Origin of the sequence: Paraburkholderia sp. GAS41, assembly GCF_050436545.1 — a bacterium.
Lineage (GTDB): Bacteria > Pseudomonadota > Gammaproteobacteria > Burkholderiales > Burkholderiaceae > Paraburkholderia.
In genome coordinates this window covers 454,451-476,834 of sequence record NZ_JBNDMK010000002.1, presented here as the reverse complement: position 1 = coordinate 476,834, position 22,384 = coordinate 454,451, and the positions used below count along the sequence as shown (strand labels likewise).

Genomic DNA, 22,384 nt, shown 5'->3' with positions numbered 1-22,384 from the left:
TCACGAGTCGGAACAGGCACACCATGATATCCATAGGAAAAATTTCACTCTTTGCCACGGCGATTGTCGTCGGCGCGTCGATGATCGAGGCTTGGGTGCTCAGCCGCAACAAAACCGCGCGTTTCGACTGGTATGAAGTGATGCTGTCGTTGACCGATCTGGTCGGACGCAAGCTGCTGGCACTATTGCCGCTCTCACTCGCCACGCCGGTCTTCGCCTTCGCATGGGATCACCGCATCTATACCGCGACGATCCATAGCGCACTCATGGTGCTGCTGCTCTTCGTCGGACAGGAGTTCTTCTATTACTGGTATCACCGGGCGTCGCACCGCATCCGCTTCTTCTGGGCGACCCACGCGGTGCACCATTCGCCGAATCAACTGACGCTCTCTTCGGCGTACCGCCTCGGCTGGACAGGCAAGCTGACCGGCGCGGCGATATTCTTTACGCCGCTCGTCTGGCTGGGCGTCCGCCCCGAGGTGGTGCTGGCGACGTTGATGATCAACCTGCTGTATCAGTTCTGGCTGCACAACACGTGGATGCCGAAGCTAGGCTGGCTGGAATACGTGTTCAACACACCGTCCGCGCATCGCGTGCATCACGCGTCGAATACGGAGTATCTCGACGCAAATTTTGGCGGTGTACTGATTATTTTCGATCGCCTGTTTGGCACCTACATCCCGGAGCGCGACGACCTGCCGTGCCGCTATGGCCTCACGACGCCGACACGCTCGCACAATCCGCTGGTCGTGCAGTTCGAACATTGGGTGAGCCTCGCTCGTGACATGGCATTGTCGAAGAGTCCGTGGACTGCAATCGAATACGTGCTACGGCCGCCAGGCTGGCGGCCGGATGGTGCAGGGGAGACTACGGAGGATTTGCGGCGCGGAGTAACGCATTGAGAAGGCTAGCCGTTGCAGCCGAATGATTTTTGGTCCGCGTAATGGGTAGCACGATATACAGTTGATAGCCTGTATTTTGCAAATACAGGCTATAGGCTGTTATCTGCAGCAGGAAATCGACGAGTGGTATGTCTCGTGCAGCGAGATGGTGCTGCATATGGTCAATCACACCACGTATCACCGTGGCTTTGTTGCCGATATGTTCTGCCAGATTCCGGACAAGCGCCCGTCACCGATCTGCCGTGTATTTACGCGAGCAGCGCGCAGCGTGCGCTCCTCCGAGCGAAGGCTAGTAGCCCGGCGCCCAGTGACCGTGCACCCATTCCCAATGATTGCCTTCCCAACGATAGTGTCCCTTCACCCAGCGATAGCCCGGTGCGGGGGCCGCGGGCATCACCTCGACCAGCGGCGCTGGTTGGGGCGGCCGCGCCGGTTCGACCACGCAGGCACTCAGCAAGGAAGCGCATAAGCAGGAAAGCAAGGCAGTAGTGAAGGTGGATGGTTTTTTCATACGAAGCTCCCTTTTTTTAGTACCGCAACAACAACAACAACAACCAGGCCGCAGCCAGACTGCACGCTAGCTCCGGATCAAACCTGTCAGCGGCTGGGTCGCGCCCGCTTGCGCAAAGAGCGTGGACGCGGTTCGATGCGGATCGAGCCCAAAACTCTCGCTTGCAGCACCCGCAATCAAACCGTCGAGCGCCGTGGTGGGCCGCAGATCGCGCGCCTGGTAGAGATCGTTGGGTCTCAGTCCCGGCCAGTCGCCGAGCACGCGTCCGCCCTTCACCGCGCCGCCCATCAGCATCGCTACCGAACCGGTTCCGTGATCCGTGCCGCCCGTGCCATTGGCAGCCGCAGTGCGGCCAAACTCGGTGGCCACCAGCACGGTGGTCTTGCTCCATAACGGCCCCAGGCCGTCGCGCAACGAGGCGAGCATCGTGTCGAGCGCTCTGAGCTGATTCGCGAGGCGCGGGTTTTGCGCGCTATGCGTGTCCCAGCCGCCGGTTTCGATCATCGCCATGCGCGGCCCGTCCTCGCGCGACAAAAAACTCGCGGCGAGCTTGCCGAGGCTCGCCGGGTCCTGACGCGCACTGGCGTCGCCAGACAGACCACGCGCCGTCATGGCGGATTCCCACAGCGGCCTGAGTTGCGCGTCCTGTTCATAAAGCTGCGAGACGCGCATCAGCAGATCGTCTGGCGCTTGCGGCAATCCGGACGGCGCATACGACGTGACATCGGCCTTGCCGCGCAAAGCCATCGGCACGGTCGGCGCGAAAGCGATAGCGTTTTCGTGCGTGGCGGGCATCATCGCGACCAGCCGGTTCAGCCAGCCGTCCTTCACCTGATAGGGCGACGTGCCACCGGTTTCCAGCACGTTCTGGCCATCGAAATGCGAGCGGTCCCGATACGGCGAAGCCACCGCGTGCACGAACAGCGCCTCGTTGGCCGCGTACATCTTCGCGGTCTCGGCAAGCGACGGATGCAGCGCAAAGGTGCCGTTCAGTCTGACCGCCGTCGACGTATCGATGGCGAGCGCCCCGCGCAAGCTCTGATACGACGGCTCGGCATATGGCACCACGATGTTCAGACCATCAGCCGCACCGCGCTGAATCACGAAGACGAAGCGGCGGTCGGTCTCGACGCTCGCGAAAGCCATGTGCGGCGAGACGAGCATCGCGCCCGCACCGGCGGCGGCGAAGTTGAGAAATTGACGACGCGAAACCATGACATTCATCTCCGTTGAAAGTCGGGCGACACGAGCAGCAGCGCGATCGCGGTCGTTGCACTCTCGGCGCGCGACACCGCCATCTGGGTCGGCGGGCTGATCGAGCCAACCAGCAGCGTCTGGCCCAGCGTACGTGGATCAATCCGGTCGCCGACGTGCGCCGCAAAGCGCTGCGCCACCTCCACACGACGCACCAGCGCGTCGGGCGCGGCCCAGCTGGCGGCGATATCGTCATAACCGGCGGGCGAACCCGGCCGCCAGACGGGTTCACCGAGTTGCGTAAGCAACGGCGCGCCCTGCAGATTGCCGAGGTCTTGCCAACCGAGACCGCGCATCGACGAAACGGTCCATTCCCACGGCGTTTTGAATTTCACCGCCACGGGCGACCATGCTTGCGGGCAATCGATCAGCGCGCGGTAGACGGTCGGCAAATCGCCGCCGCTGCGTTCGAACGCGTCGGCGAGCCGCTCAGTCACTGCAGGTGGTGGGTTGTCCGAAACAAAATGACGCGCGAGCTTGCCAGCAATATGCTGCGCCGTGGCGGGCGAACCCGCGAAGTCGTGCAGGATCGCCAGCGCCTGATCCTGGCCCTGCTGATCGTAGCGGCGTCCCATGATGGTGCGCGAACCTGGCTCGTGCACTTGCGCGCGATATACAAAGCTGCCGGGTGCGGCGCCGTTCGGTTGCGGTCCTTTCACGCCGGCCACGCTCCATCCTGTGAGCGCGCGGGCAAATTCGGTGACGTCGGCTTGTGTGTAGCCGCTGCGCACGCCGAGCGTATGCAGTTCCATGATCTCGCGCGCGAGATTCTCGTTGAGCCCGCGCTTGTTGTCCGGATTGCGTTGCTCGGCCCGCAGCGCCGCCATGCTGTCCGGTCCCACCGAGCGAGTCTGATCGAGGAAAATCTGCATCGCTGGATGTCGCTCCACCGCGACCAGCATGTCGTCGAAGCGGCCCAGCACGTGCGGCCGGATCGCTTCCATTTCGAACGTGCCCGCAAGCGCCGCAACCTGCGGTTTTTCGATCGACACCGCGAAGTGATTCGCCCAGAAATGCACCAGCCGGTCGATGAACGGCGTCGGGCTCGTCAATGCGCTGTTGATGCGCGCATCCACGGCCGTGCGATAGATATCGCGGATCTCGCCGCGCATCGCCTTGTTGGCGGCCAGCTTTGCCGCCTGACTCCCAGCCTGACTGGCCGCCGGATCGGCGTTGGCGTTGCCGTTGGCGTTGGCGTTGGCGTTGGCGTTGGCGTTGGCGTTGGCGTTGGCGTTGGCGTTGGCGTTGGCGTTGGCTTTGATATCAGCCTTCGCGCCCGCGTTAGCATTCGCGTTCTGCTGCCGTTGTTCGCCCAGTTGAGTCGCAAGCGCCACGGCGGTGGGCTGCCCCGCCCATGCCGCAGGCAGGGGCTGATATTGCTCGAATTGCGCGAGCAGCCATGCCTTGGGATCGGCTGGCGGGCTATCGTCGGGGCGCGCGCCAAGACCAAAGCGATTCAGCGCGGTTGCCGCCGCGTTGTCGCTGGGTGACGTAACCATGCGGGTTCCTTCAAGCGTTGCGTATCTTCCTTAAACGCTCGCCGCCGCGGTTTCCGTCGCTGCTCGCAGAAGTTTTTATCTGCATGATCCGCGCTTGCCCGCCAAGGCTCAATCGCGCACCCACACCCTCATTCGCTGGCGCCGGTCTGGCTAGCCGCCTCGCTCGCACCCGGCTTGCCAAACCGCTTGCCTTTTGCCGGCGCCCCAGGCGGCGACTCACGCCACTGGCCCGCCTGCTTCAGCCCTTCTGCAAACGTGACACGTTCTGCGGCGGTCAGCGTCGTCGCGAAGTTGGCGACGCTGCTTTCGACCTCGGTGCGCAGCGCGATATCCGCCTTACGGGTCTGCTCCAGCGCGGCATCCAGCGCGACGCGATCGAACTGCGGCGCAGCCAGCAGGGCCAGCACTTCGTGACGCCCTTCGCGACCCTCGCGCGCATCGTCTTTCGCGTCGCGGCGCGCCTGCTTGAGCCCCTCGAGGAACTGCTGCTGACGCTCGGGCGAGAGCCCATCCGTGGCGAATCGCAACGCCGTGCGTGGCTGCGGCGCCTTCGCCACCTTGTCATGCGCGGCAAACCATTGATACGCCCCGCCCGCGATCCCTCCCAGCAAAAACACGTTGAGCACGAACGAACCCGCCAGCAGAAGCTTCCATGTACGGTCGCTCATTCGCCGCTCCAGTCGGCGCTTGAACCGTCAAAACCCGAAGCCATATAGGACGGCGATTCATGCCCCTGCGGCGGCGTGCCGGTCAACACAAAAAACGACACCGCAAACGCCCCCGCCAACCCGCCGGCGAGTCCAATCCCGGCAAACGCGGCGCCCTGCCACCAGAGCCGCGCGCGATGTTTCGCCGGACGCTGCACGGGCGCCCCCGCAACGATCCGCTCGACGAACGCGCGCTCCGGCGGTGCCACGGTATGGCTCGCCAGCCATTCATCGAGACCAGCCGATTCAGCCAGCAAGCCGTCCGCCTCGACCCGGTGCAGCTCGGCCCAGGCTTCTGCCGCGGCGCGCTCCTTGTCCGGCCAGCGATGCGGATCGGCGCCGTAGGCGTCGACGAGGGTACGAAATCTCTCTGGTGTCATGGCGTGTCCTTGCTAAAGCCGCTGCCGGCCAGGTGTGCGCGCAGGTTGCGGCGAGCGCGCGCGAGCAGACTTTCGAGGGCGTCGACCGTGATGCCCATCAGCGCGGCAGCTTCAATATTCGATAGCTCCTGGTAATAGTTGAGCACCAGTGCTTCGCGCTGCCGAACCGGCAGCGCAGCAAGCGCCGTGCGCACGCGTTCGTCGCGCACACGGGCTTCGAGTTGTATATCGGGCAGGGCCTGCGGATCGACCTCGTCCGGCAGTTCGGCCACCGGGTCTTCGCGCTGTCGCCGCAAGCGGTCGTAACAGAGGTTCAGCGCCACGCGGTGGATCCACGTGTCGAAACGCGCCTCCCCCTCTTGCCAGTGTGGCGCCTGCTTCCAGATCCGCACAAACGCCTCCTGTGCGACGTCTTCCGCTTCCATACGGTCTCCCAACATGCGCGTCGCGAGCGCGAGCAGACGCGGCAGCTTGCGCGACACCAGGGTGCGCACCGCGGCCGGGTCCTGCTCGCCAACCCGCGCGACGAGTTCAGCGTCCGGATCGCGCTCGCTCAAGGGGCGCAATTCCGTGACATCCGCAGCCTGCGCGGCTGCCGCCGCTGCGCCCGGACATATCGTGTCGCAACACGAGCGTTTCTCACTGGTTGTTGCTCCGAGAAGTGCGTCTTATGCCTGTTCTTATTCAAGGCCTCAATATACGACGACAGCCGGAAAGCTCCGTTTCGTCTTAAACGCGGCTGCCGGAAAAATCCGTCGCCAGCTTTTGCGGCTTTATGAAAATAGGCGGCGCGGCATCGAGGGCGCTGGCCGGTCGCCCCCTCTGCCATGCCGCCGCGGCTCGCGCTATTCTGTGACCCTGATCGCGTGACGCCCTGCAACGCTCGCTGACCGGAAGCCACCGTGCCCCTAGCCCGCCCTCCCGAACTGCCCGAAGACGACGACGCCCATTCGCTCGCGCGGCGCTATCCACGGGGCATGTATATCGAACCCCACTCGCACACCTGGGCCCAGGTCCTGTACGCCGTGGCGGGCGTCATGTGGGTCGAAGTCGGGCGCGAAGCGCTGGTGGTGCCGCCGCAGCGCGCCGTGTGGCTGCCGGCCGGCGCGGTGCACTCGATCCACATGATGAGCGAAGTGGAGATGCGCAACATCTATCTCCACGCGCGCAACATCCAGCACCTCAGCAAACAGAGCGACGTCTTCGAAGTCAACGGCCTGCTGCGCGAACTGATTACCTCGATTGCCGAATACGAACACACCCACGCCCGCGACGACGCCTATCTGGAAGCGGCCTACAAGCTTGCCATGCTGGAACTGGTGCACGCGCCGCGCTCCTCCTTGCGCATTCCCCTGCCCGACGCGTCCGACCGCCGGCTCGACGCGCTGTGCCGGGCGGTGATCGGCAATCCGTCGATTGCGATCAGCTTCGAGCAGCACGCCGCTTCGGTTGGCGCGAGCGTGCGCACGCTCGCGCGCCTGTTCACGCGTGAACTCGGGATGGGGTTTTCCGAGTGGCGGCGCCAGGTGCAACTGGCCGTGGCCGTCTCCGGCCTGGCGGAAGGCCGTTCGGTCAGCGGCATCGCGCGCGAACTCGGCTATCTGCCAAGCAGCTTCAGCGACATGTTCCGGCGCGAACTCGGTGCCGCGCCCACCGAATTCGATCCGCAGGAAACCCTCAGCACTCCACACGACGCAAGCAGCGCTCAAGCCGGCAAATAATCCGTCCGGACCACGGGTTCGGGCGCACAGCAGCGCTGTCCGATATTCGAAAGTTATTGTCTCAACAACGCCCGCCCGGCCACCTAGAATGCCTTCATTGCTGCACCGCGCCGTACACACCCACATAGGAGCGTTGTCATGAAAGCCATCCAGTTCAAGTCTTTTGGCAGCCCGGACGTACTTGAATATCTCGAACTGCCCACTCCGTCAGCCGACGCGGAACACGCTGTCGTTCAGGTCAAGAGTGCCTCCGTCAATCCGAGCGACGTGAAGAACGTCTCGGGCCACTTCGAGCACACGGTTTTACCGCGTACGCCGGGCCGCGATTTCAGCGGCGTCCTGGTCGACGGCCCCGCCGAATGGATCGGCGCCGAAGTCTGGGGCACGGGCGGCGACATCGGCTTTACGCGTGACGGCACGCACGCCCAGTTCATCAGAATTCCTGTCGCAGCGTTGTCGCGCAAGCCGAAAACGCTCAGCCACGAACAGGCGGCGGCAATCGGCGTGAACTTCGTGGTGGCATGGCTCGGCACGGTGGATTACGCGCAGCTGAAGGCCGGCGAGACCATCGCGGTGATCGGTGCCAGCGGTGGCGTCGGCGGCGCAGTGGTGCAGATTGCCAAAGCGCGTGGCTGTCGCGTGATCGGTGTGGACCGGCATGCGCCGCAGGCAGATTCGCCGGCTGGCCGTCTGGTCGACGAGTATGTGCCGTTCGACGAGCATGCCGCCGAGCGCGTCAAGGCGCTGACCGGCGGCGGCGTCGACGTGGTGTACGACGCGGTGGGCGGTGTCGCCTTCGAAACCGCGCTGAGTCTGGTGAAACGGCGTGGCCGCGTGGTCGAAATCAGCGCAACCGGCAAGCGCCGCGTCGAGTTCGACATGATCGACTTCTACCACAACGAGACGCAACTCTTCGGCGTCGATAGCGCCAAGCTCGGCGTGGCCGAGTCGGCCCGCCTGATGACCGCGCTGGTCGAAGGTTTCGAGAGCGGTGCGCTCCAGCCGCCTGCGATCGCCGCGCGCTTCGAACTCGAGCGCACCCGCGAGGCTTACGAGGCCGTCTCCGCCGGTACGCGCGGACGAGTCGTCATCACGATGTGAGATCCCGTTCGCGCGGCGCGCTGCAAGCGTGCGCCGCGCGCCATGTCTAGAGGTAAAGCAATCATGAAAGCGTATTTTGTCTCGCTGGTCGTCGGTCTCGCGGTGGGCCTGATCTATAGCGTCGTCAACGTGAAATCTCCGGCGCCGCCGACCATCGCATTGGTCGGGCTGCTCGGCATGCTCGGCGGCGAACATCTCATTCCGCTGCTGCGGACACTGCTTGGCGCAAGCGTCGGCTAGTCTTGCAGCGGCAGGGCCGGAATCGCACTGCAGCAAGGCGTCTCCGGTCTCCTCGACTCCCGTGGGACGGACTATACTGTTGCCGCTTCGAGGAATGAATCGTCGAAGGCGCACCCCACTCCTTACACCACGTAATGAATACAAAACGGCAATTCGACGATCTGCTGCTCGGCAGTATCGAACTGTTTTGCCTCGCCGCAGAACTGGCGAGCTTCACCGCTGCGGCGACGGCGGCTGGCGTCACGCCCGCCGCGGTGAGCCGGTCGGTTTCACGTCTGGAAGAACGCCTGGGCGTGCGGCTATTCGTACGCACGACGCGGCAAATCCGTTTGACGGATGCTGGCCGCACCTATTTCGAGCAGTGCAGTGGCGCGCTTTCGCAACTGGTGGACGCCGAGCGTCAGGCCACCGGGCAGCAATCGGCACCGGCCGGATTGCTGCGCATCAGCATGCCGACGCCTTACGCGCACTATCGGGTATTGCCGCTTCTGCCGCTCTTTCGTGAGCGCTTTCCGCAGGTTCGGGTCGATGCCCATCTGAGCAACCGCAACGTCGATTTCGCCGAGGAAAGCTACGATCTCGCCGTCCGCGGCAAGGCGCCCGCCGATTCCAACCTGATCGCGCGCAAGCTGGAAGATGCCGAGCTGGTCATCGTGGCCACACCGGCTTATCTGAAACGGGCCGGCACACCGCGCTCGATCGACGATCTGCAGCAACACGAATGCATCCAGTTCGATCTGCCCAGCACCGGCCGGCGCATTCCGTGGACGCTTCGGCACGACGACGGCTTCATCGACCTGAGCACGGACGGCGGTTATTCGACCGGCGGTGACGTGCTCGGCGGCGTCACGCTGGCCCGTCACGGCGCGGGGCTATTTCAGACGTATCGTTTCGTGGTCGAGCAGGATCTGCGCAGCGGTAATCTGGTCGAGGTCATGAAGGAGCTTGGCGGCGCCTCGCGCCCCTTCGTGTTGCTCTATCCGCATGGACGGCATCTGTCGGTCCGCGTGCGTTGCTTCGTGGATTTTCTCGTCGAGCAACTCGCCACCCGCACTGCGCGAGCCTGACCGCACGCCAAGATTGAGCTCCGCGTAGCGAGCACCCGCCGGTGTGCCGACTGCGGCGTCCGGCCGCCTGAAACTCAATAATTAAGTGTTTTCCGGAGTGTTGCATGTCTGATGAATATGAAGTGCATGGTCCGCACGACCATGCTGTCGAGCACGTTGGAGAAGGCCATCACGCCCACGCGGATGCCGATCCGTTTGCGAGCCGCATGGCGGTGATGACGGCCATCCTTGCCACGATTGGCGCGATCTACGCCTACCAGAGCGGCACCAGCGAAAACCTCGCGCTCTACTACAAGAACGAAGCGGCCATCAAGAAGACCGAGGCGGCCAATCAATGGTCGTACTACCAGGCGAAGGGTGAGAAAGAAAACCTCGCCGAACTGGGCGCCGCGCTGTCGGCTGCGGGCAGCGACGCGCACGCGAAATTCCTCGCCGATGTCGAAAAGTACAAGCAGCAGAAAGAGCCGATTCGCGCCAACGCCGAAGCGATCGAAAAGGACGTGGCCAACAACGACGCGCAAAGCGAGAAGTTGCTGCACGGTCATCACCGTTGGGCCCAGGCCACCACGCTGATCCAGATCTCGATTGCGCTGACGGCCATCACCTTGCTGACGCGCAAGAAGTGGCTGCGCAATCTGTCTCTGGGCACGGCTGCAGCCGGCATCCTGTTCGGCGCGGCGGCGTTTTTGTCCGTTTAGACGCGTTTAAAGGCGGAATCCGGCAACGGGACCACTGGCCTGCGAGCGGCGTGAGCTAATTCAGCAGCACACCCGCCGCCGCTTAACCTAGCCCGCACCGCGCCGGGCACGCTCCAGCAGCAATTCGCGCTCGCGCGCATTGCGCGTCATCGCGGCGGCGCGCTCGAATTCCACGCACGCCTCTTCGATTCGCCCGAGTTTCTCCAGCAGGTCGCCGCGCACGCTGGGCAACCAATGGTAGTTCGCCAGTGCCTTGCCGGCAGCGAGCACATCGACAATCTCGAGCGCCGCCGCCGGGCCGAACGCCATGCCCACTGCAACCGCCCGGTTCAACTCCACCACCGGCGAAGGACTGACCCGCGCGAGCACGTCATATAGCGCGACGATCCGCGCCCAATCGGTCTGGTTCGCGGTATGAGCGCGCGCGTGACAGGCTGCGAGCGCAGCCTGCAACGCATAAGGGCCACTGGCGCCGCCGAGCGCCTGGGCACGTTCGAGCGCCGTGAAGCCGCGCCGGATCAGCAGCAGATCCCAGCGGCTGCGGTCCTGATCGAGCAACAGCACCGGCCGCCCCTGCGCGTCGACCCGTGCGTGGATGCGCGAGGCCTGAATTTCCATCAACGCGACGAGGCCGTGTACTTCGCTTTCATCCGGCACGAGCCCGGCCAATACACGCCCCAGGCGCAACGCTTCCTCGCATAAGGCGGGGCGCATCCAGTCGTCGCCCGCCGTTGCCGAATACCCTTCGTTGAAGATCAGATAGATCACTTCGAGCACCGATGCGAGCCGCGCCGCACGCGCATCCGCGCGCGGCACTTCGAACGGTACTTTGGCAGCCGTCAGCGTGCGTTTGGCGCGCACGATCCGTTGCGCGATGGTCGGTTCGGGCACCAGGAAGGCGCGAGCGATTTCGTCGGTGCTCAGGCCGCCGAGCAGGCGCAACGTGAGGGCGACCCGCGCGTCGGTGGACAGCACCGGATGACACGCCGTGAACACGAGGCGCAGGAGATCATCACCGATGTCATCCTCGCGCGCGGCATCGAGCGCATCGACAAAGTCCGGCACGAGATGAGCCTCCTGCGCATCGAGGTCGCGGCCGAGTTCCTCGCGCTTGCGTGCATGCAGGCCATCCTGACGCAAGCGGTCGAGTGCGCGGTGCTTGGCTGTCGTCATCAACCACGCGCCGGGATTGTCGGGCACGCCCTGTCGGGGCCAATGTTCGAGCGCGGCAACGAGCGCATCCTGCGCCAGTTCTTCGGCCACGCCCACATCGCGCACCATGCGGGCGACGCAGGCGATGACCTTGGCCGATTCGATGCGCCAGACCGCTTCGATCGCGCGATGCGTCGCCGCTAGATGCATCGCCACCTCAGTGCGCCTCCACTGCGTATCGATCCACGAGTTGCTGTGCGGATGCATGGAAAGCGCAAGCGATCTGCCTCGACATGATTTGACCTTGCGATGCCCGACTCAACGCCGCGCCGCATCCATCTCGCGAAAGCGATCGACGGCGGGCCCCGGTTCGAAGTCTTCCAGTTCAAATAGCTGCCGCACTTCGATCTCGCCATCGGCGAGTTCGCCGAACGGCGCCGGAAAACGCCGCGCCCACTCCATCGCTTCTTCGCGCGTGCGCACCTGAATCAGCGTATAGCCCGCCAGCAGTTCCTTCGTTTCGGCAAACGGTCCGTCGATCACCCGGCGCTGTCCCTCCGAGTACTGGATGCGCCAGCCCTTCGAACTCGGCTGCAAACCCGTCGCGTCGAGCAATACGCCGGCCTTCGCCAGTTCCTCATGATAGGCACCCATCGCTGCCATCAAGGATTCCTCCGGCATCGCACCGGATTCGCTCAGTGCCGTGGCCTTGACCAGAATCATGAATCGCATCGCCTTCTCCTTGAGGTGTGGAATATCGAGCCGCTTCATGCGCGCTTCACTGACACGACGCGTGACTCTTGGCCAGATCGACATCGAAACTCTTCGCGCGGGGAAAACCCTGAACCGAAAGACGCTGACGATCGCGCGCACGATGCATTGCAGCGTCAGCGCGGCGCTCCTGTCATTGGTAGCACGGCCCCACTTCGCGGACCTCGATCGTGCACCACTGCGCCGCCGGACACGCCGTCGCGATGGCGACCGCCTCTTCACGCGTGTCGCAGTTCACCAGCAGGAATCCACCTACCATTTCCTTGACCTCGGCGAACGGACCGTCGAGCAACCTCGACTGGCCGTCGCGCACCTGTACGCGCACGGCGTCCCGGCTCGACTTCAAGGATTCGCAGCCGAGCAGCACGCCGCGCTCGCGGAGGTCATCAGCGTAATTTCCCATGCGCTCGTAGAGCGCGCGTCCTTCCTCTTCGGTACGTTCGGTGCGTTGTTCGGCGGGTTCGACGACAAACAGCATATAAGCCATACGAAACTCCAATCGGTAGTCCTGCGTACGTCTTGCGCAAAAGGGCACGTGCGCATTGGGCAGGCAAAAAACCGGTCCACGTCTGCGCCTTCAAAGGCGATGCGCTTTGCGCAGGCAGTCTAGCAAGCGCAGACGGATCGACGCAAACGCGTCGGATGACTTCAGTCTTCGCTTAACCGTGCTGATGCTCCGGCACAGGATTTGCTGATAGCGGGTATCAACAGAAAAGAGAGGTTGAAAATGAACACGCGAATCAGGTGGAGCGGCGTCGCCGCGCTTGTCGTTCTGGCCGCGCTCGCCAGCGGCTGCACCCTGGGCGGCGCCGCAGCAGGCGGTGTGGTGGGCAATGAAGCCACCAACCACAGTGCGGCAGGTACGATTGGCGGCGCAGTGGTCGGCGGCGCGGTTGGATATGAACTGGGGAAATAGATCGCTGAACAGGACGGGCGCAGTGCGCGATCAGCCGGAAAATATATAGGCGAACTGAGCAGATTGCCGGGCAGCGAATGTGCCGCGCCGCCCACGCTTTTGCAAACTGCCTTATGCTGACGATGTTTCCGAACTCATCGTTATCTCATGACCTCTCCCGATGTACCAACAGTTCAGAATTGGCACGCTCACGTGTACTTCGACGCTGGGCGTCGCGATGCCGCCTGGGCGCTGCGCGAACAGATCGACGCGCGCTTTCAGGGCAAGTTGCAGCTCGGCCGCTTTCACGAGCGCCCGGTGGGGCCGCATCCGCTCTGGTCGTATCAACTCGAGTTCGAGCGGTCCCACTTCGCCGAGATCGTCGAATGGCTCACGCTGAATCACGGCGACCTCGACGTGTTTCTGCACCCCAATACCGGCGACGATCTACGCGATCATCGCGACAGGGCAGCATGGATCGGTCACTCGCATACGCTCAAGCTCGAAATCTTCGGCAAGTGACTGCACGAATGCGCAGCCCCACGCTGCGCATTCACTACATGTTGCTGTAAGAACTGCACCAGCCGGTTGCCGCCACCTGCTCGTTGCCGAACAACAGGCAACCACCCCACGCATCGGATCCCTTCCCCTGAAATAGCGAGCAATTGCTGCAATTCTGGCCCGCCACGTAAGCGGGATATTTGCTCTTGTCCACCGTTGCAGCCACCTCTTTATAGCCGACCGCCTGTGCTTTTGGATCGGCCTCGCTGAGCTTCGCGGCATCCGCTAATGCGATGCGCGACAGCGCGAGCGACGACCCGATGCCAAGGCTGAACAAAAGAAAACCGCGACGTGAATTTTTCATGATGAGGAGTTCGGTTAGTGGCCAGCGCCTGCTGCTTTTACGTCAGCTAGTGCGCCGGCTGGGGACCTGTCTGCGACCGATTCTAGCCCGAGGTGAGGTTCGACTGCTGGAAGCTGCGCGCCGCTGACTAGCTTCCCGCCGCGAGCCCGGCCAATTCTGCCGGCTCGCTGAACGACGCGTCCGGCGCCAGACGCATCAGCGCGGCGAAGTCTGTATATCCCCAGCCCACCGCGCCGAAGCAGATACCGATCTTGCGCGCCGCGTGGGCATCGCGAATCTCGTCGCCAACGTAGATGGCCTCCGTTCTCGCGACGCCTGTCGCCTGCAGGATCTTGCGCAGACGCTGCGCTTTGCCGAACAAACCCGTACTGCATTCGACCGCGGCAAAGCGTTCCACCCAATCCAGCCCAAGCACGGCCTCGACATTGGCAAGCGAATTCGACGTGGCTATTGCAAGCATCACGTCGTGGTCTGCGAGACTTTGCAGCGCCTGCACGATGCCGGCGAAGGGATGTATCGCGCCCGCGCGCCGCTGCATGAGGGCCCTGTAGTCGATAAGCACGCGTGGAACGCGATGGATGGGCAACCGCAAATCGCGAAGAATCTCACGTGCGCCCATGGAACGCAGCCTGTCCATCTCGTGACGCTCGACCTGTCTGAAGTCGTGGCGAACCGCAAGGCCGTTGATCGATTCGATAAGCAGCGGAAGCGTATCGGCCAACGTACCGTCGAAATCGAAGATGGCGAGTTTGAACGGCATGGAGTGGACTACGCCTTCAGCCATGCCATGCCGCGCTCGATGGACAGATGGGCGTCGCGCAATATCAGATCGCCATGCGCGATCACCACGCGCTCAAACGGCCATTCCAGCAAACGGTCGATACACGCGCGCGCCGCTTGCCGGTTCCTGTACAGCAAACGGTAGGGTCCGCCCCATGTGATCTTGCCTTCCAGACCACACACCTTGAGATACATCCGCGTGAGCCAATGCGGCGACGTTTTGAAATTCTCGACGAGGTCGGAGGCGATCAGCGTGCGGCTCCGCTGATGGAAGAAAACCGTTTCTTGCAGCAGGCAGCCGCGAATGACAAGCGGTGCGAGATCGTTTAGCCAGTCTGGATGCGGCGTATCGGAGAGATCAGCGGAAAACGGCAGATCCTTGCGCTTGCGCCGCAGTGCGTGAGGACCATGGAGCGTCGCGTTTGGATAGGCCGCGACCGGCGAATGCAGCCACAGCCCTCCACTCGCGAGACGAACCACCGTCATGCGCGTCCCAAGGTGCATTCCCAAGAAAGCGTGCTGGGCTGCGACGGTCCAGATGTTGTCGGCAATTTGCTGCAGCTGGGGCATCGTGCGCTCCTCTGTACGGACACGTTTCGGATAAGCTCAGGCATCCTTCGGCCAGACAATCGTCATTATTCAACACGTTGGCATCACGTCCGAAACGACGTTAAAGTAATGCGCGCAAATCAAGCCGGCCGCAAGCTGTCGGCGCACTAACGGCCGGGACGCTTCGACCGCCGCACGCGGTCGAAAACAGTATGCTCCGCCTTCCACCGTCGCCATCAAAACGGAGGCTTTTTTGGACGACCTGCTTCAGCAGCCTGCTCAACCCACCCACCACGAGACGCCCTCCGCGCGGCGCAAGCGACGGTTGCGCCAGACATTCGTCGGCCACCACGGGATTCGCTGGGGCTGGAGAATCGCGCTCTTCATTGCGGTGTTTCTGGCCGCCATATTCAGTATTGCGAAGTTGATGCACTATGTCTTCGGACCTGTGCCGCACAGCACGACGCATTTGATGCTGCTGCCTTTCTACCTCGGCGAGAGCATCCAGATGCTCAGTCTGTTGGTCGCATTAGCCGTGATGTCGGCTATCGAGCGGCGTCCCATGCTGTCCTTCGGACTGCAAGATTCCGCCGGATGGACGCGCTTCGGTGGCGGGTTGCTTTGCGGATTCGCCGCCATCAGCTTGACGGTGTTCGCCCTGATGCAAATGCAGGTGCTGACACTCGACGCACCGGTGATGCAGGATGCGACCGCCTGGTGGGGTGGATTAGCGTGGGCCGGATTGTTTCTGCTCGTCGCTATCTTTGAAGAGTCGGCCTTGCGCGGATACCTGCAATACACGCTGACGCACGGCATGGGTTTCTGGTGGAGTGCGATCCTGCTCTCGATACTGTTCGCAGGTCTGCATGGCTACAACCCCGACGAAACGCCCGTGGGCCTGATCTCCGCCGGGGCGTTTGGCGTCGTATTCTGCTTGAGCCTCTGGTACACAGGGTCGCTGTTCTGGGCAATCGGCTTCCATTGCGCGTGGGACTGGGGTGAGTCCTACTTCTATGGCACGTCGGATAGCGGCACGGTGGTGGACCATCGCCTCTTTACGGCGCATCCGCTCGGCAATGTTCTGCTGAGCGGCGGCAAAACCGGCCCGGAAGGCAGCGTCGTCGTGCTTGTGTTGTTCGTCGTGATGGTTGTGTCAATGCGCTGGTGGTGGGGACGTCGCACCACCTCGCCGTTCGCCGGCAACGGTTGGAAGCCGAAGCGCCGGGTCGACCGCTAACAGATCGCTAACACGCCCATTCGCACTACGCAGGAAATCTCCGCGTGAATGAACGGTTTCGCAGCGTTAAGAAATGAGGTTTGGTCGGCAGGCGAGTTTTCAAGTGAAACTCGCCACCGAGTCATGGGAGAACGCGGCTTTGCTTACGCCGCGTTGTCCTGTTGGGCGGCGCTGTCTTTCTGGCTGGCATTGCCCTGCTGCGTGACGACGTCCTGCTGAGCCACGTGGGCTTCTTGCGCAGCGTTGTTTTGTTCAGCAACGTTGTCTTGTGCACCAGCGTCGCCTTGTGCACCAGCGTTGTTTTGTTCAGCCGCGTTGTCTTCTTGTGGCACCACCGCATCCTGCTGCGCGTCGCTACCTTGTTGCACCGTGGCGGCCTGATGAGCCGCACCACTTTGCGCGGCGCTCCTGGCCTTTTGCCGCTTGGCCTGCAAACCGCGCGCACGCGCCGCTTCCGCCGGCAGCACCTGACCTGCATCCTGACCGTTCAAGTCGACACGCATGGCGTTTTCGGCGACACATGCCCAATAGCGGCTGCCCCAGCACCATACCTTGATGGCATCGCGCAGCGCCGCTTCGTCCAGCCCGAGTTCTTCCGAGTGTTCAAGCAGGTCCTTGAAAATGCCCACTTTGAGTGGCACTTTCGGGGCCGGATTCTTCGGAAACGCTTTCGGGAAGCGTTTCTGCAGCTTGCCGATTGACAGCACCACGGGATCGACCGGCTTTGACTTCTGGGCAGGCGCCTTTTGCGCCTGCGCATGGCGAGCAGACGTGGGCGCAGCGCGGCCCGGCCTGGCTTGCTTCGATGTCTCAGCCTGCTTCGATGCCCCGCCTTGCTTCGGTGCCTCGGCCTGCTTCGCTGGCTTGGCGTTTTGCGCCGGCTTGGCGTGCTGCGCGCGCTTCGCCATGCGTTTCTCTTCAGCCTGTTTCGCCAGCTGGTCTTTCAGTGCAGCGAGTTGTTCAAAGCCCATGATGCAGTCTACGACGAGGAAAATGCGTGGATTGTAGCAGTTCGACCAGAAAGCGATATTTACGCTCCGCCGCAGCGCCAGGCGCCGCGCGGGTCGTGGCCGAAAGCGGGCAGCATCGGCGATGACCGTCGTTTCGCAATACGGAATGAATCGTGCCGGACGTCGGTACGATGAGCGGCTGCTCGCCGAGCCCTACGCGCTAGCGTCACGCTCGGCCGAATCGAGGTAGACGTGCACGAGCCGCCTGATTTCCGCCTGCAGCAAACGACGGCCCCCCGGCTTTTCATCCGCGACCACGGCGAAACCCTTGAGCACGTGCAGAAGCGACCGCGGTGATTTCCGCTTTCGCCTTGCTGATTACGGGGATGACCCTGCGCAGAATTCCCGCCAATCCTTCACGCATGGATTGGCGAAACTTGACGCGCCGCTCGTCACTGCCGCCGCGCGCGTCGAGCAGTGCGGCAGCAAAACTGCGCTGCGATTGCAGCGACATCGTGAAGTCGACGAGCGCGTCGGCCAGTGCGTCGACCGACAGGGTCGACGCGGATTTTCCGAGTGCGGCGAAACGATCCGTCACGTGCTGCGCATAGCGCTGGAGTAAGGTATCCGCCAGCACCTCCTTGGACGGGAAAAACCGGTACAGCGAACCAATCGCGGTGCCGGAGCGCGCTGCGATCTCGGTCATCGTCGCCGCCTCGTAACCCTTTTCGGTGAATACCGCGACTCCGGCTTCCAGAATCGCCGCGACACGCAGGTGCCCCGCTGCCGTTTGGGTTCTTGCGCACTCGTGGAGCGTGTGCTCACATATCAACACTCTTTCACGGGATCCCCGCATGCACTACGTCGCTACCTTCTTTGCTGGTGCTTTCCTTTGCAACAGCATTCCCCACCTCGTCGCAGGACTGCAGGGCGCGCCCTTTCCCACCCCCTTCGCCAAACCACACGGCGTCGGTGACTCCTCTTCACTCGTGAACTTCCTGTGGGGCTTTATCAATCTTCTAGTCGGCCTTTATCTGTTTTCGCGCCATCCCGTGACCCTCGAATTCACGCCCGACCTGATCGTGCCGCTGGCGGGTGCGCTGGCAATCGGGCTTTTTATGTCGATGCACTTCGGGAAGGTCTGGCGCGACAAGCACGCGCAATAAAAGCATGACGGCTCGCCCACATGACAAGCAGCGCTTGTCAGTTGACGGAACAGCCGTTCGCCGATATTGTTCAGTCCATGGCCGATTCAGATTTCATCCACCCGGGCATCACTGTCCGGCAGAACTGCCTCGAGCGGTTCAACTTGAGCGTCACCGAAGGTGCGTCGATTCTGGGCGTCAGTCGTCAGGCGCTTACCAATCTGTTGAGTGGCAAAGCAGGGATTTCACCGGAGATGGCGTTGCGGCTCGACAAGGCCTTCGGTGGTGGCGCGGAAACCTGGTTGCAAAGGCAAGTGCTTCACGATCTTGCCAAAGCGCGCCTGCGACTCGACGAACTCAACGTCATGCCAGTGGTCTCTGCACAGCCGGCGCTGTTCTAGATTCTTCCCGTATCTGGAAGATCAGTAAGGTCAGCATTACCTGTCATGCTCGTTAGTTAGCATAGCTGCATTGAACCCTTGAGACACCCAGGGTTCGAATCGTCTCGCCTTGATTTTTTAGTATTCCTTGATTTTCGATTCGAAAGACTTCGAAGGCCTTGTCACGACTTGCTGTTTTGGGTTGGGCCACGGGGCTCTATAAAACCAATCTGCGCTGAGAGTGAATATGTCCGGGAATCGCCGTTTCTACACGTTTTTGACCGGCAGTTTCTTTGCCAGCTTCGGTGGGTGGATCAATTTTCTCGCGATTTTGAACATCGCGACCTATCGATTCAACGCCAGCCCATTCGACCTGGTGATCCTGAGCGCGGCACTGCTGGTGCCACCCATTCTGCTCACGCGGACCATCAGCCGGGTCTGTAGTCGTCATGCCAGTACACGGGTTCTTATCGTCGCATTGACGCTCACACTGGGAACGACTTCCGCGCTGCTTTGGGTCGGCAACTTCGTTATCTTCCTGCTGGTCGTCGCGCTGAAGTCCGCGGCGCTTGGCTACACCGACCCATCCGAGACGCTCTATGTCACCACCCGCGTCGACGAGGCGCAGCAAAGCCGCGCCTTCCGGCTTCTGACTCTGGCTCAAAATCTAGCGAAGATCTGTGCGCCCGCGGCCGGCGGTATCGTTGGCGCGTGGGCTGGCGACAGCCGCACCGTGCTCGCGTCGATTGTATTGATCGCCGTCGCCATTGCCTTGATGCTGGCAGCGGCGTGGCGCGACCACGCGGCATCTACAGTAGCGGCAGTCCGCGACCGGCAAGCTGCGCCGCGAGCACGCTTCAGCGGGCCCATCGTGCCGCTGTTGCTTTGCGTTGGCATTTACTTCGCGCTGGCTGCCGCCATCAACAATCAGTTTCCGTTGATGTTGAAGCACCACGGCTTCGACAAGTCCCTGCTGGGCATCGTGGTCTCGTGTTCTGCGCTGGGCGGCATGCTCGGCAGCCTGCTGCCCATGGGACGCAACGCACGGCAAGCAGGCTTAAGCGCGCTACTGGCCCCCGCCTTCGCGACATGTGCCGTGTTCATCGCCATTGGCGGTATCTTCCGGTTGCCCTTGCATTCCGCCGCGCTGATGCTGGCCGTTGCTTTCTTTGCCACCGGCCTCGTCGGCGCGCGCTTCAAGGTCGAATGCAGGTCATTTATCGCTCGCCGCCTCGCGGATCAGGTGGCAAGCGCTAGCGCGGCACTGCAGTCCGCGGGGTTGTGCATGCAATTTATCGCGCCGTGTTTCGGAGCGGTACTGACAAGCCTGCTCTCCACGAGCGATGTGTTCATCGTCCTCGGTGGCATTGCAATGGCGTGCCTCGCTGCGGTAGGCATCTCCTTCGGCAAGCACCATCTCATCATTGAACCAGCCGCCGCAGCGTTGCCCGACTGACCCGTCACGCGTGCCGTCAACGCGGATCGTCGATAAGCGCTATGCTTTTCGCTCCACGCAACCGGCAATCTGTTTCTCTCGCGGAGTCCACCATGCAATACCGTAAGTTCGGCCGCACCGGCCTAAGCGTTTCACGTTTATGCCTCGGCACGATGACGTTCGGCTTGCAGACCGAAGCGTCGGTCTCGCACAGCATCCTCGATAAAGCGGCGGAGGCCGGTGTCAACTTCATCGATACCGCAGACGTCTATCCGCTCGGCGGCGGAGAGAATCTGGCGGGACGTACCGAAGAAATCGTCGGTCGCTGGCTGAAGGGCAAGCGCGAACGCTTTATCGTCGCGACCAAGGCCGTGGGCAAGGTTGGACCGTCGCCGTGGGATCAGGGCGCCTCGCGCAAGCACTTGCTCGATGCCATCGACACCTCGCTGCGCCGCCTCGGCACCGATTACGTGGACCTGTACCAGTTGCACTCCGACGACCAGGAAACGCCGCTCGACGAGACGCTCGAAGCGCTCGACATCATCGTGCGTTCGGGCAAAGCCCGCTACGTCGGCGTGTCGAACTTCCTCGCTTACCGGCTTGCGCGTGCATTAGGGCGCGCGGATGTGCTGCGCGTGGCGCGCTTCGTCTCCGTCCAGCCACGCTATAACCTGTTGTTCCGGCAGATCGAGCGCGAACTGTTACCGCTCGCTGGCGAGGAGCAGCTTGCCGTGATGCCGTACAACCCGCTGGCAGGTGGTTTGCTGACCGGCAAGCATCGTCACGAAGCACAACCGGCAGAGGGACGCTTCACCGCAACCGTCGGCAAGGCCGGCGCGATGTATCAGGAGCGCTACTGGCATAAGCGCGAATTCGAAACGATCGACAAATTGCGCGCGCTTGCAGTCGAGTCCGGCGTTACGTTGACAAAAACATCGCTGGCCTGGGTGCTCGCCAATCCGCTGATCACTTCTGCAATCATCGGCGCAAGCAATCCCGATCAACTGACCGACACGCTCAGCGCGGTGGACCTCACGCTCGATGCCGAACTGAAAGCGCGCCTCGACGACGCGACGCACGAGTATCGCTGGGGCGACGCGGCCCGCTAAACAGCAAGGCGCGGCACCTCGCTCGAGATACCGCGCCTGGCTCAGCTAAACATTCCGCGGGTAACGATGCACAAAAAATCAAACGTGCATCAGCTGAACACACCCGTGCGTTTCGCCGCATCAGGAAATTGCCGCGTATCACGCAACGAGAGCGGATGCCAGAGTCGCGCGCCCCCTGCGATGCCGGCGTCGTTCGACACCACCGCGACATTCGGCGGCAACTTGAAGGTCAGGCGCGCAGCATTCCCACCGCCGATCCACAGCTTGTCGTAGTTCACCAGCGACGCAAGAATGCCGATGATCTTTTCGACGCGGTTATTCCAGCGCTTGTTGCCCGCCTTCATGCGTGCCGCGTCGCCGATATATTCGTCGTACGCGCGGTTCTTGCTGACCGGATGATGGGCCAGTTCGAGATGCGGCATCAATTCGCCGTCGCGAAATAGCGCTGTTCCCGCGCCTGTGCCAAGCGTCAGCACGAACTCGATACCGTGCCCTTCGATAACCGCAAAGCCCTGCACTTCGGCGTCGTTGATCATGCGCACCGGCAGACCGCCAAGCCGCTTCGCCAGCGACTCGGCAAGCGGAATATCGTGCCAGCCCTCGTCGCCGAAATGCGGTGCAGTGAGGATGCGATTGTTGCGCACCACGCCCGGAAAGCCGATCGAGATGCGTGATGGCGGATGCTGCGCCATCAGCGGCTCCACCAGCTTGACGAGCGTATCGACCAGCTGCTCCGGCGTGCAGGGATGCGGCGTAGCCACACGCAGGCGCTCGGTCATCATCTTGCCTTGCCCGTCGATGATTGCGGCCTTCAATCCTGTGCCGCCTACATCGATCGCAAGAATCTGCTCTACGCCACGTTTGGCGCTGCTTTTCGCTGCGGACTTGCGCGCCGCTTCAGGCGCGGCCTTCGTCACAGTTTTGGCCTCGCGCTTCGTGGCGGGTTTGACGGCGGGTTTAGCGGCGCCGCTGGTCCGGCTCTTGACGTTACCTTTGACGTTGCTCTGACGTGTCGCCACGGTGGTCCCCTTGGTGA

28 protein-coding genes are annotated in these 22,384 nt (G+C 62.6%); 13 read left to right on the top strand and 15 right to left on the bottom strand.

Annotated elements, in window-relative coordinates; translation table 11 throughout:
- Nucleotides 1–23 precede the first annotated feature (23 nt).
- Entirely contained in the window at nt 24–902 is an 879-nt protein-coding gene (locus P3T43_RS05345) for a sterol desaturase family protein (protein WP_429279994.1), read from the top strand.
- A 289-nt stretch (nt 903–1,191) separates the two neighbouring features.
- Here P3T43_RS05345 and P3T43_RS05340 read toward each other — a convergent pair whose 3' ends face one another.
- The 6 genes from P3T43_RS05340 to P3T43_RS05315 form a co-directional block, all read right to left on the bottom strand.
- Complete coding sequence (locus P3T43_RS05340) at nt 1,192–1,413, bottom strand: YXWGXW repeat-containing protein (RefSeq protein WP_429279993.1); 222 nt, start codon at nt 1,411–1,413, stop codon at nt 1,192–1,194.
- A 66-nt stretch (nt 1,414–1,479) separates the two neighbouring features.
- The gene (locus P3T43_RS05335) at nt 1,480–2,628 is read right to left on the bottom strand and encodes a DUF1501 domain-containing protein (RefSeq protein ID WP_429279992.1); all 1,149 of its coding nucleotides are present in this window, start codon (nt 2,626–2,628) and stop codon (nt 1,480–1,482) included.
- A 5-nt stretch (nt 2,629–2,633) separates the two neighbouring features.
- Nucleotides 2,634–4,166: a DUF1800 domain-containing protein gene (locus tag P3T43_RS05330; protein ID WP_429279991.1), complete on the bottom strand. Its 1,533-nt coding sequence runs from the start codon at nt 4,164–4,166 to the stop codon at nt 2,634–2,636.
- Nucleotides 4,167–4,294: 128 nt separating this feature from the next.
- Nucleotides 4,295–4,834: a periplasmic heavy metal sensor gene (locus P3T43_RS05325; protein ID WP_429279990.1), complete on the bottom strand. Its 540-nt coding sequence runs from the start codon at nt 4,832–4,834 to the stop codon at nt 4,295–4,297.
- Complete coding sequence (locus P3T43_RS05320; protein ID WP_429279989.1) at nt 4,831–5,253, bottom strand: hypothetical protein; 423 nt, start codon at nt 5,251–5,253, stop codon at nt 4,831–4,833. The genes P3T43_RS05325 and P3T43_RS05320 overlap by 4 nt, the downstream gene beginning before the upstream one ends.
- The gene (locus P3T43_RS05315) at nt 5,250–5,870 is read right to left on the bottom strand and encodes an RNA polymerase sigma factor (protein ID WP_429280167.1); all 621 of its coding nucleotides are present in this window, start codon (nt 5,868–5,870) and stop codon (nt 5,250–5,252) included. The genes P3T43_RS05320 and P3T43_RS05315 overlap by 4 nt, the downstream gene beginning before the upstream one ends.
- 285 nt (nt 5,871–6,155) lie before the next feature.
- Here P3T43_RS05315 and P3T43_RS05310 point away from each other — a divergent pair, with 285 nt between their 5' ends.
- The 5 genes from P3T43_RS05310 to P3T43_RS05290 all read left to right on the top strand — a co-directional run bounded on the left by P3T43_RS05310 (nt 6,156) and on the right by P3T43_RS05290 (nt 10,080).
- A complete protein-coding gene (locus P3T43_RS05310) occupies nt 6,156–6,974 on the top strand; it encodes an AraC family transcriptional regulator (protein ID WP_429279988.1) in 819 nt (272 codons plus the stop codon).
- Nucleotides 6,975–7,112: 138 nt separating this feature from the next.
- A complete protein-coding gene (locus tag P3T43_RS05305; protein WP_429279987.1) occupies nt 7,113–8,075 on the top strand; it encodes a quinone oxidoreductase family protein in 963 nt (320 codons plus the stop codon).
- A 63-nt stretch (nt 8,076–8,138) separates the two neighbouring features.
- Nucleotides 8,139–8,315, top strand: coding sequence for a DUF1427 family protein (locus P3T43_RS05300; RefSeq protein ID WP_429279986.1), 177 nt, complete (start codon nt 8,139–8,141; stop codon nt 8,313–8,315).
- Nucleotides 8,316–8,449: 134 nt separating this feature from the next.
- Entirely contained in the window at nt 8,450–9,382 is a 933-nt protein-coding gene (locus P3T43_RS05295) for a LysR substrate-binding domain-containing protein (protein WP_429279985.1), read from the top strand.
- Between the two features lie 104 nt (nt 9,383–9,486).
- Nucleotides 9,487–10,080, top strand: a complete 594-nt coding sequence (locus P3T43_RS05290) for a DUF4337 domain-containing protein (RefSeq protein WP_429279984.1) — start codon at nt 9,487–9,489, stop codon at nt 10,078–10,080.
- 87 nt (nt 10,081–10,167) lie between these two features.
- Here the strand turns inward: P3T43_RS05290 and P3T43_RS05285 are convergent, their stop codons facing one another.
- From P3T43_RS05285 to P3T43_RS05275, 3 genes are all read right to left on the bottom strand, one after another.
- A complete protein-coding gene (locus tag P3T43_RS05285) occupies nt 10,168–11,442 on the bottom strand; it encodes an RNA polymerase sigma factor (protein ID WP_429280166.1) in 1,275 nt (424 codons plus the stop codon).
- Between the two features lie 108 nt (nt 11,443–11,550).
- On the bottom strand, nt 11,551–11,964 hold the full coding sequence (locus tag P3T43_RS05280; RefSeq protein ID WP_429279983.1) for a YciI family protein: 414 nt from the start codon (nt 11,962–11,964) through the stop codon (nt 11,551–11,553).
- Between the two features lie 172 nt (nt 11,965–12,136).
- Nucleotides 12,137–12,490: a YciI family protein gene (locus tag P3T43_RS05275; protein WP_429279982.1), complete on the bottom strand. Its 354-nt coding sequence runs from the start codon at nt 12,488–12,490 to the stop codon at nt 12,137–12,139.
- Between the two features lie 240 nt (nt 12,491–12,730).
- On the opposite strand from P3T43_RS05275, the gene P3T43_RS05270 reads away from it, so the two are divergent.
- Nucleotides 12,731–12,919 (top strand): glycine zipper 2TM domain-containing protein, encoded by a 189-nt coding sequence (locus tag P3T43_RS05270; RefSeq protein WP_429279981.1) that lies wholly within the window; start codon nt 12,731–12,733, stop codon nt 12,917–12,919.
- 147 nt (nt 12,920–13,066) lie between these two features.
- Complete coding sequence (locus P3T43_RS05265; protein WP_429279980.1) at nt 13,067–13,420, top strand: DOPA 4,5-dioxygenase family protein; 354 nt, start codon at nt 13,067–13,069, stop codon at nt 13,418–13,420.
- A gap of 34 nt (nt 13,421–13,454) precedes the next feature.
- Here P3T43_RS05265 and P3T43_RS05260 read toward each other — a convergent pair whose 3' ends face one another.
- The 3 genes from P3T43_RS05260 to P3T43_RS05250 form a co-directional block, all read right to left on the bottom strand.
- Complete coding sequence (locus tag P3T43_RS05260) at nt 13,455–13,763, bottom strand: high-potential iron-sulfur protein (protein WP_429279979.1); 309 nt, start codon at nt 13,761–13,763, stop codon at nt 13,455–13,457.
- Nucleotides 13,764–13,890: 127 nt separating this feature from the next.
- The gene (locus tag P3T43_RS05255) at nt 13,891–14,547 is read right to left on the bottom strand and encodes an HAD hydrolase-like protein (RefSeq protein ID WP_429279978.1); all 657 of its coding nucleotides are present in this window, start codon (nt 14,545–14,547) and stop codon (nt 13,891–13,893) included.
- Complete coding sequence (locus tag P3T43_RS05250) at nt 14,532–15,113, bottom strand: DUF4336 domain-containing protein (protein ID WP_429279977.1); 582 nt, start codon at nt 15,111–15,113, stop codon at nt 14,532–14,534. The genes P3T43_RS05255 and P3T43_RS05250 overlap by 16 nt, the downstream gene beginning before the upstream one ends.
- 232 nt (nt 15,114–15,345) lie before the next feature.
- Between P3T43_RS05250 and P3T43_RS05245 the strand changes: the two genes are divergently transcribed.
- A complete protein-coding gene (locus P3T43_RS05245; protein WP_429279976.1) occupies nt 15,346–16,329 on the top strand; it encodes a CPBP family intramembrane glutamic endopeptidase in 984 nt (327 codons plus the stop codon).
- Nucleotides 16,330–16,472: 143 nt separating this feature from the next.
- On the opposite strand, the gene P3T43_RS05240 is transcribed toward P3T43_RS05245, so the two are convergent.
- Both P3T43_RS05240 and P3T43_RS05235 read right to left on the bottom strand, forming a co-directional pair.
- Nucleotides 16,473–17,300, bottom strand: coding sequence for a ProQ/FINO family protein (locus tag P3T43_RS05240; RefSeq protein ID WP_429279975.1), 828 nt, complete (start codon nt 17,298–17,300; stop codon nt 16,473–16,475).
- A 283-nt stretch (nt 17,301–17,583) separates the two neighbouring features.
- Nucleotides 17,584–17,985, bottom strand: coding sequence for a TetR/AcrR family transcriptional regulator (locus P3T43_RS05235; protein ID WP_429279974.1), 402 nt, complete (start codon nt 17,983–17,985; stop codon nt 17,584–17,586).
- A 148-nt stretch (nt 17,986–18,133) separates the two neighbouring features.
- Between P3T43_RS05235 and P3T43_RS05230 the strand changes: the two genes are divergently transcribed.
- The 4 genes from P3T43_RS05230 to P3T43_RS05215 all read left to right on the top strand — a co-directional run bounded on the left by P3T43_RS05230 (nt 18,134) and on the right by P3T43_RS05215 (nt 21,348).
- Nucleotides 18,134–18,445, top strand: coding sequence for a hypothetical protein (locus P3T43_RS05230; RefSeq protein ID WP_429279973.1), 312 nt, complete (start codon nt 18,134–18,136; stop codon nt 18,443–18,445).
- A gap of 20 nt (nt 18,446–18,465) precedes the next feature.
- On the top strand, nt 18,466–18,825 hold the full coding sequence (locus P3T43_RS05225) for a HigA family addiction module antitoxin (RefSeq protein ID WP_429279972.1): 360 nt from the start codon (nt 18,466–18,468) through the stop codon (nt 18,823–18,825).
- Nucleotides 18,826–19,051: 226 nt separating this feature from the next.
- Nucleotides 19,052–20,260, top strand: coding sequence for an MFS transporter (locus P3T43_RS05220; RefSeq protein ID WP_429279971.1), 1,209 nt, complete (start codon nt 19,052–19,054; stop codon nt 20,258–20,260).
- A 92-nt stretch (nt 20,261–20,352) separates the two neighbouring features.
- A complete protein-coding gene (locus P3T43_RS05215) occupies nt 20,353–21,348 on the top strand; it encodes an aldo/keto reductase (RefSeq protein ID WP_429279970.1) in 996 nt (331 codons plus the stop codon).
- An 89-nt stretch (nt 21,349–21,437) separates the two neighbouring features.
- Here P3T43_RS05215 and P3T43_RS05210 read toward each other — a convergent pair whose 3' ends face one another.
- Nucleotides 21,438–22,193, bottom strand: coding sequence for an ROK family protein (locus P3T43_RS05210; protein ID WP_429280165.1), 756 nt, complete (start codon nt 22,191–22,193; stop codon nt 21,438–21,440).
- Nucleotides 22,194–22,384: the final 191 nt, after the last annotated feature.

What these genes read in the sequence shown, in the direction of transcription:
- P3T43_RS05345 (WP_429279994.1), top strand. Translation starts at nt 24, where the DNA reads ATGATATCCATAGGAAAAATTTCACTCTTTGCCACGGCGATTGTCGTC.
- P3T43_RS05320 (WP_429279989.1), bottom strand. Translation starts at nt 5,253, where the DNA reads ATGACACCAGAGAGATTTCGTACCCTCGTCGACGCCTACGGCGCCGAT.
- P3T43_RS05265 (WP_429279980.1), top strand. Translation starts at nt 13,067, where the DNA reads ATGACCTCTCCCGATGTACCAACAGTTCAGAATTGGCACGCTCACGTG.
- P3T43_RS05305 (WP_429279987.1), top strand. Translation starts at nt 7,113, where the DNA reads ATGAAAGCCATCCAGTTCAAGTCTTTTGGCAGCCCGGACGTACTTGAA.
- P3T43_RS05300 (WP_429279986.1), top strand. Translation starts at nt 8,139, where the DNA reads ATGAAAGCGTATTTTGTCTCGCTGGTCGTCGGTCTCGCGGTGGGCCTG.
- P3T43_RS05285 (WP_429280166.1), bottom strand. Translation starts at nt 11,442, where the DNA reads ATGCATCTAGCGGCGACGCATCGCGCGATCGAAGCGGTCTGGCGCATC.
- P3T43_RS05325 (WP_429279990.1), bottom strand. Translation starts at nt 4,834, where the DNA reads ATGAGCGACCGTACATGGAAGCTTCTGCTGGCGGGTTCGTTCGTGCTC.
- P3T43_RS05220 (WP_429279971.1), top strand. Translation starts at nt 19,052, where the DNA reads ATGTCCGGGAATCGCCGTTTCTACACGTTTTTGACCGGCAGTTTCTTT.
- P3T43_RS05330 (WP_429279991.1), bottom strand. Translation starts at nt 4,166, where the DNA reads ATGGTTACGTCACCCAGCGACAACGCGGCGGCAACCGCGCTGAATCGC.
- P3T43_RS05270 (WP_429279981.1), top strand. Translation starts at nt 12,731, where the DNA reads ATGAACACGCGAATCAGGTGGAGCGGCGTCGCCGCGCTTGTCGTTCTG.
- P3T43_RS05240 (WP_429279975.1), bottom strand. Translation starts at nt 17,300, where the DNA reads ATGGGCTTTGAACAACTCGCTGCACTGAAAGACCAGCTGGCGAAACAG.
- P3T43_RS05290 (WP_429279984.1), top strand. Translation starts at nt 9,487, where the DNA reads ATGTCTGATGAATATGAAGTGCATGGTCCGCACGACCATGCTGTCGAG.
- P3T43_RS05250 (WP_429279977.1), bottom strand. Translation starts at nt 15,113, where the DNA reads ATGCCCCAGCTGCAGCAAATTGCCGACAACATCTGGACCGTCGCAGCC.
- P3T43_RS05225 (WP_429279972.1), top strand. Translation starts at nt 18,466, where the DNA reads ATGACAAGCAGCGCTTGTCAGTTGACGGAACAGCCGTTCGCCGATATT.
- P3T43_RS05340 (WP_429279993.1), bottom strand. Translation starts at nt 1,413, where the DNA reads ATGAAAAAACCATCCACCTTCACTACTGCCTTGCTTTCCTGCTTATGC.
- P3T43_RS05335 (WP_429279992.1), bottom strand. Translation starts at nt 2,628, where the DNA reads ATGGTTTCGCGTCGTCAATTTCTCAACTTCGCCGCCGCCGGTGCGGGC.
- P3T43_RS05230 (WP_429279973.1), top strand. Translation starts at nt 18,134, where the DNA reads ATGCACTACGTCGCTACCTTCTTTGCTGGTGCTTTCCTTTGCAACAGC.
- P3T43_RS05215 (WP_429279970.1), top strand. Translation starts at nt 20,353, where the DNA reads ATGCAATACCGTAAGTTCGGCCGCACCGGCCTAAGCGTTTCACGTTTA.
- P3T43_RS05255 (WP_429279978.1), bottom strand. Translation starts at nt 14,547, where the DNA reads ATGGCTGAAGGCGTAGTCCACTCCATGCCGTTCAAACTCGCCATCTTC.
- P3T43_RS05260 (WP_429279979.1), bottom strand. Translation starts at nt 13,763, where the DNA reads ATGAAAAATTCACGTCGCGGTTTTCTTTTGTTCAGCCTTGGCATCGGG.
- P3T43_RS05235 (WP_429279974.1), bottom strand. Translation starts at nt 17,985, where the DNA reads ATGACCGAGATCGCAGCGCGCTCCGGCACCGCGATTGGTTCGCTGTAC.
- P3T43_RS05295 (WP_429279985.1), top strand. Translation starts at nt 8,450, where the DNA reads ATGAATACAAAACGGCAATTCGACGATCTGCTGCTCGGCAGTATCGAA.
- P3T43_RS05280 (WP_429279983.1), bottom strand. Translation starts at nt 11,964, where the DNA reads ATGCGATTCATGATTCTGGTCAAGGCCACGGCACTGAGCGAATCCGGT.
- P3T43_RS05275 (WP_429279982.1), bottom strand. Translation starts at nt 12,490, where the DNA reads ATGGCTTATATGCTGTTTGTCGTCGAACCCGCCGAACAACGCACCGAA.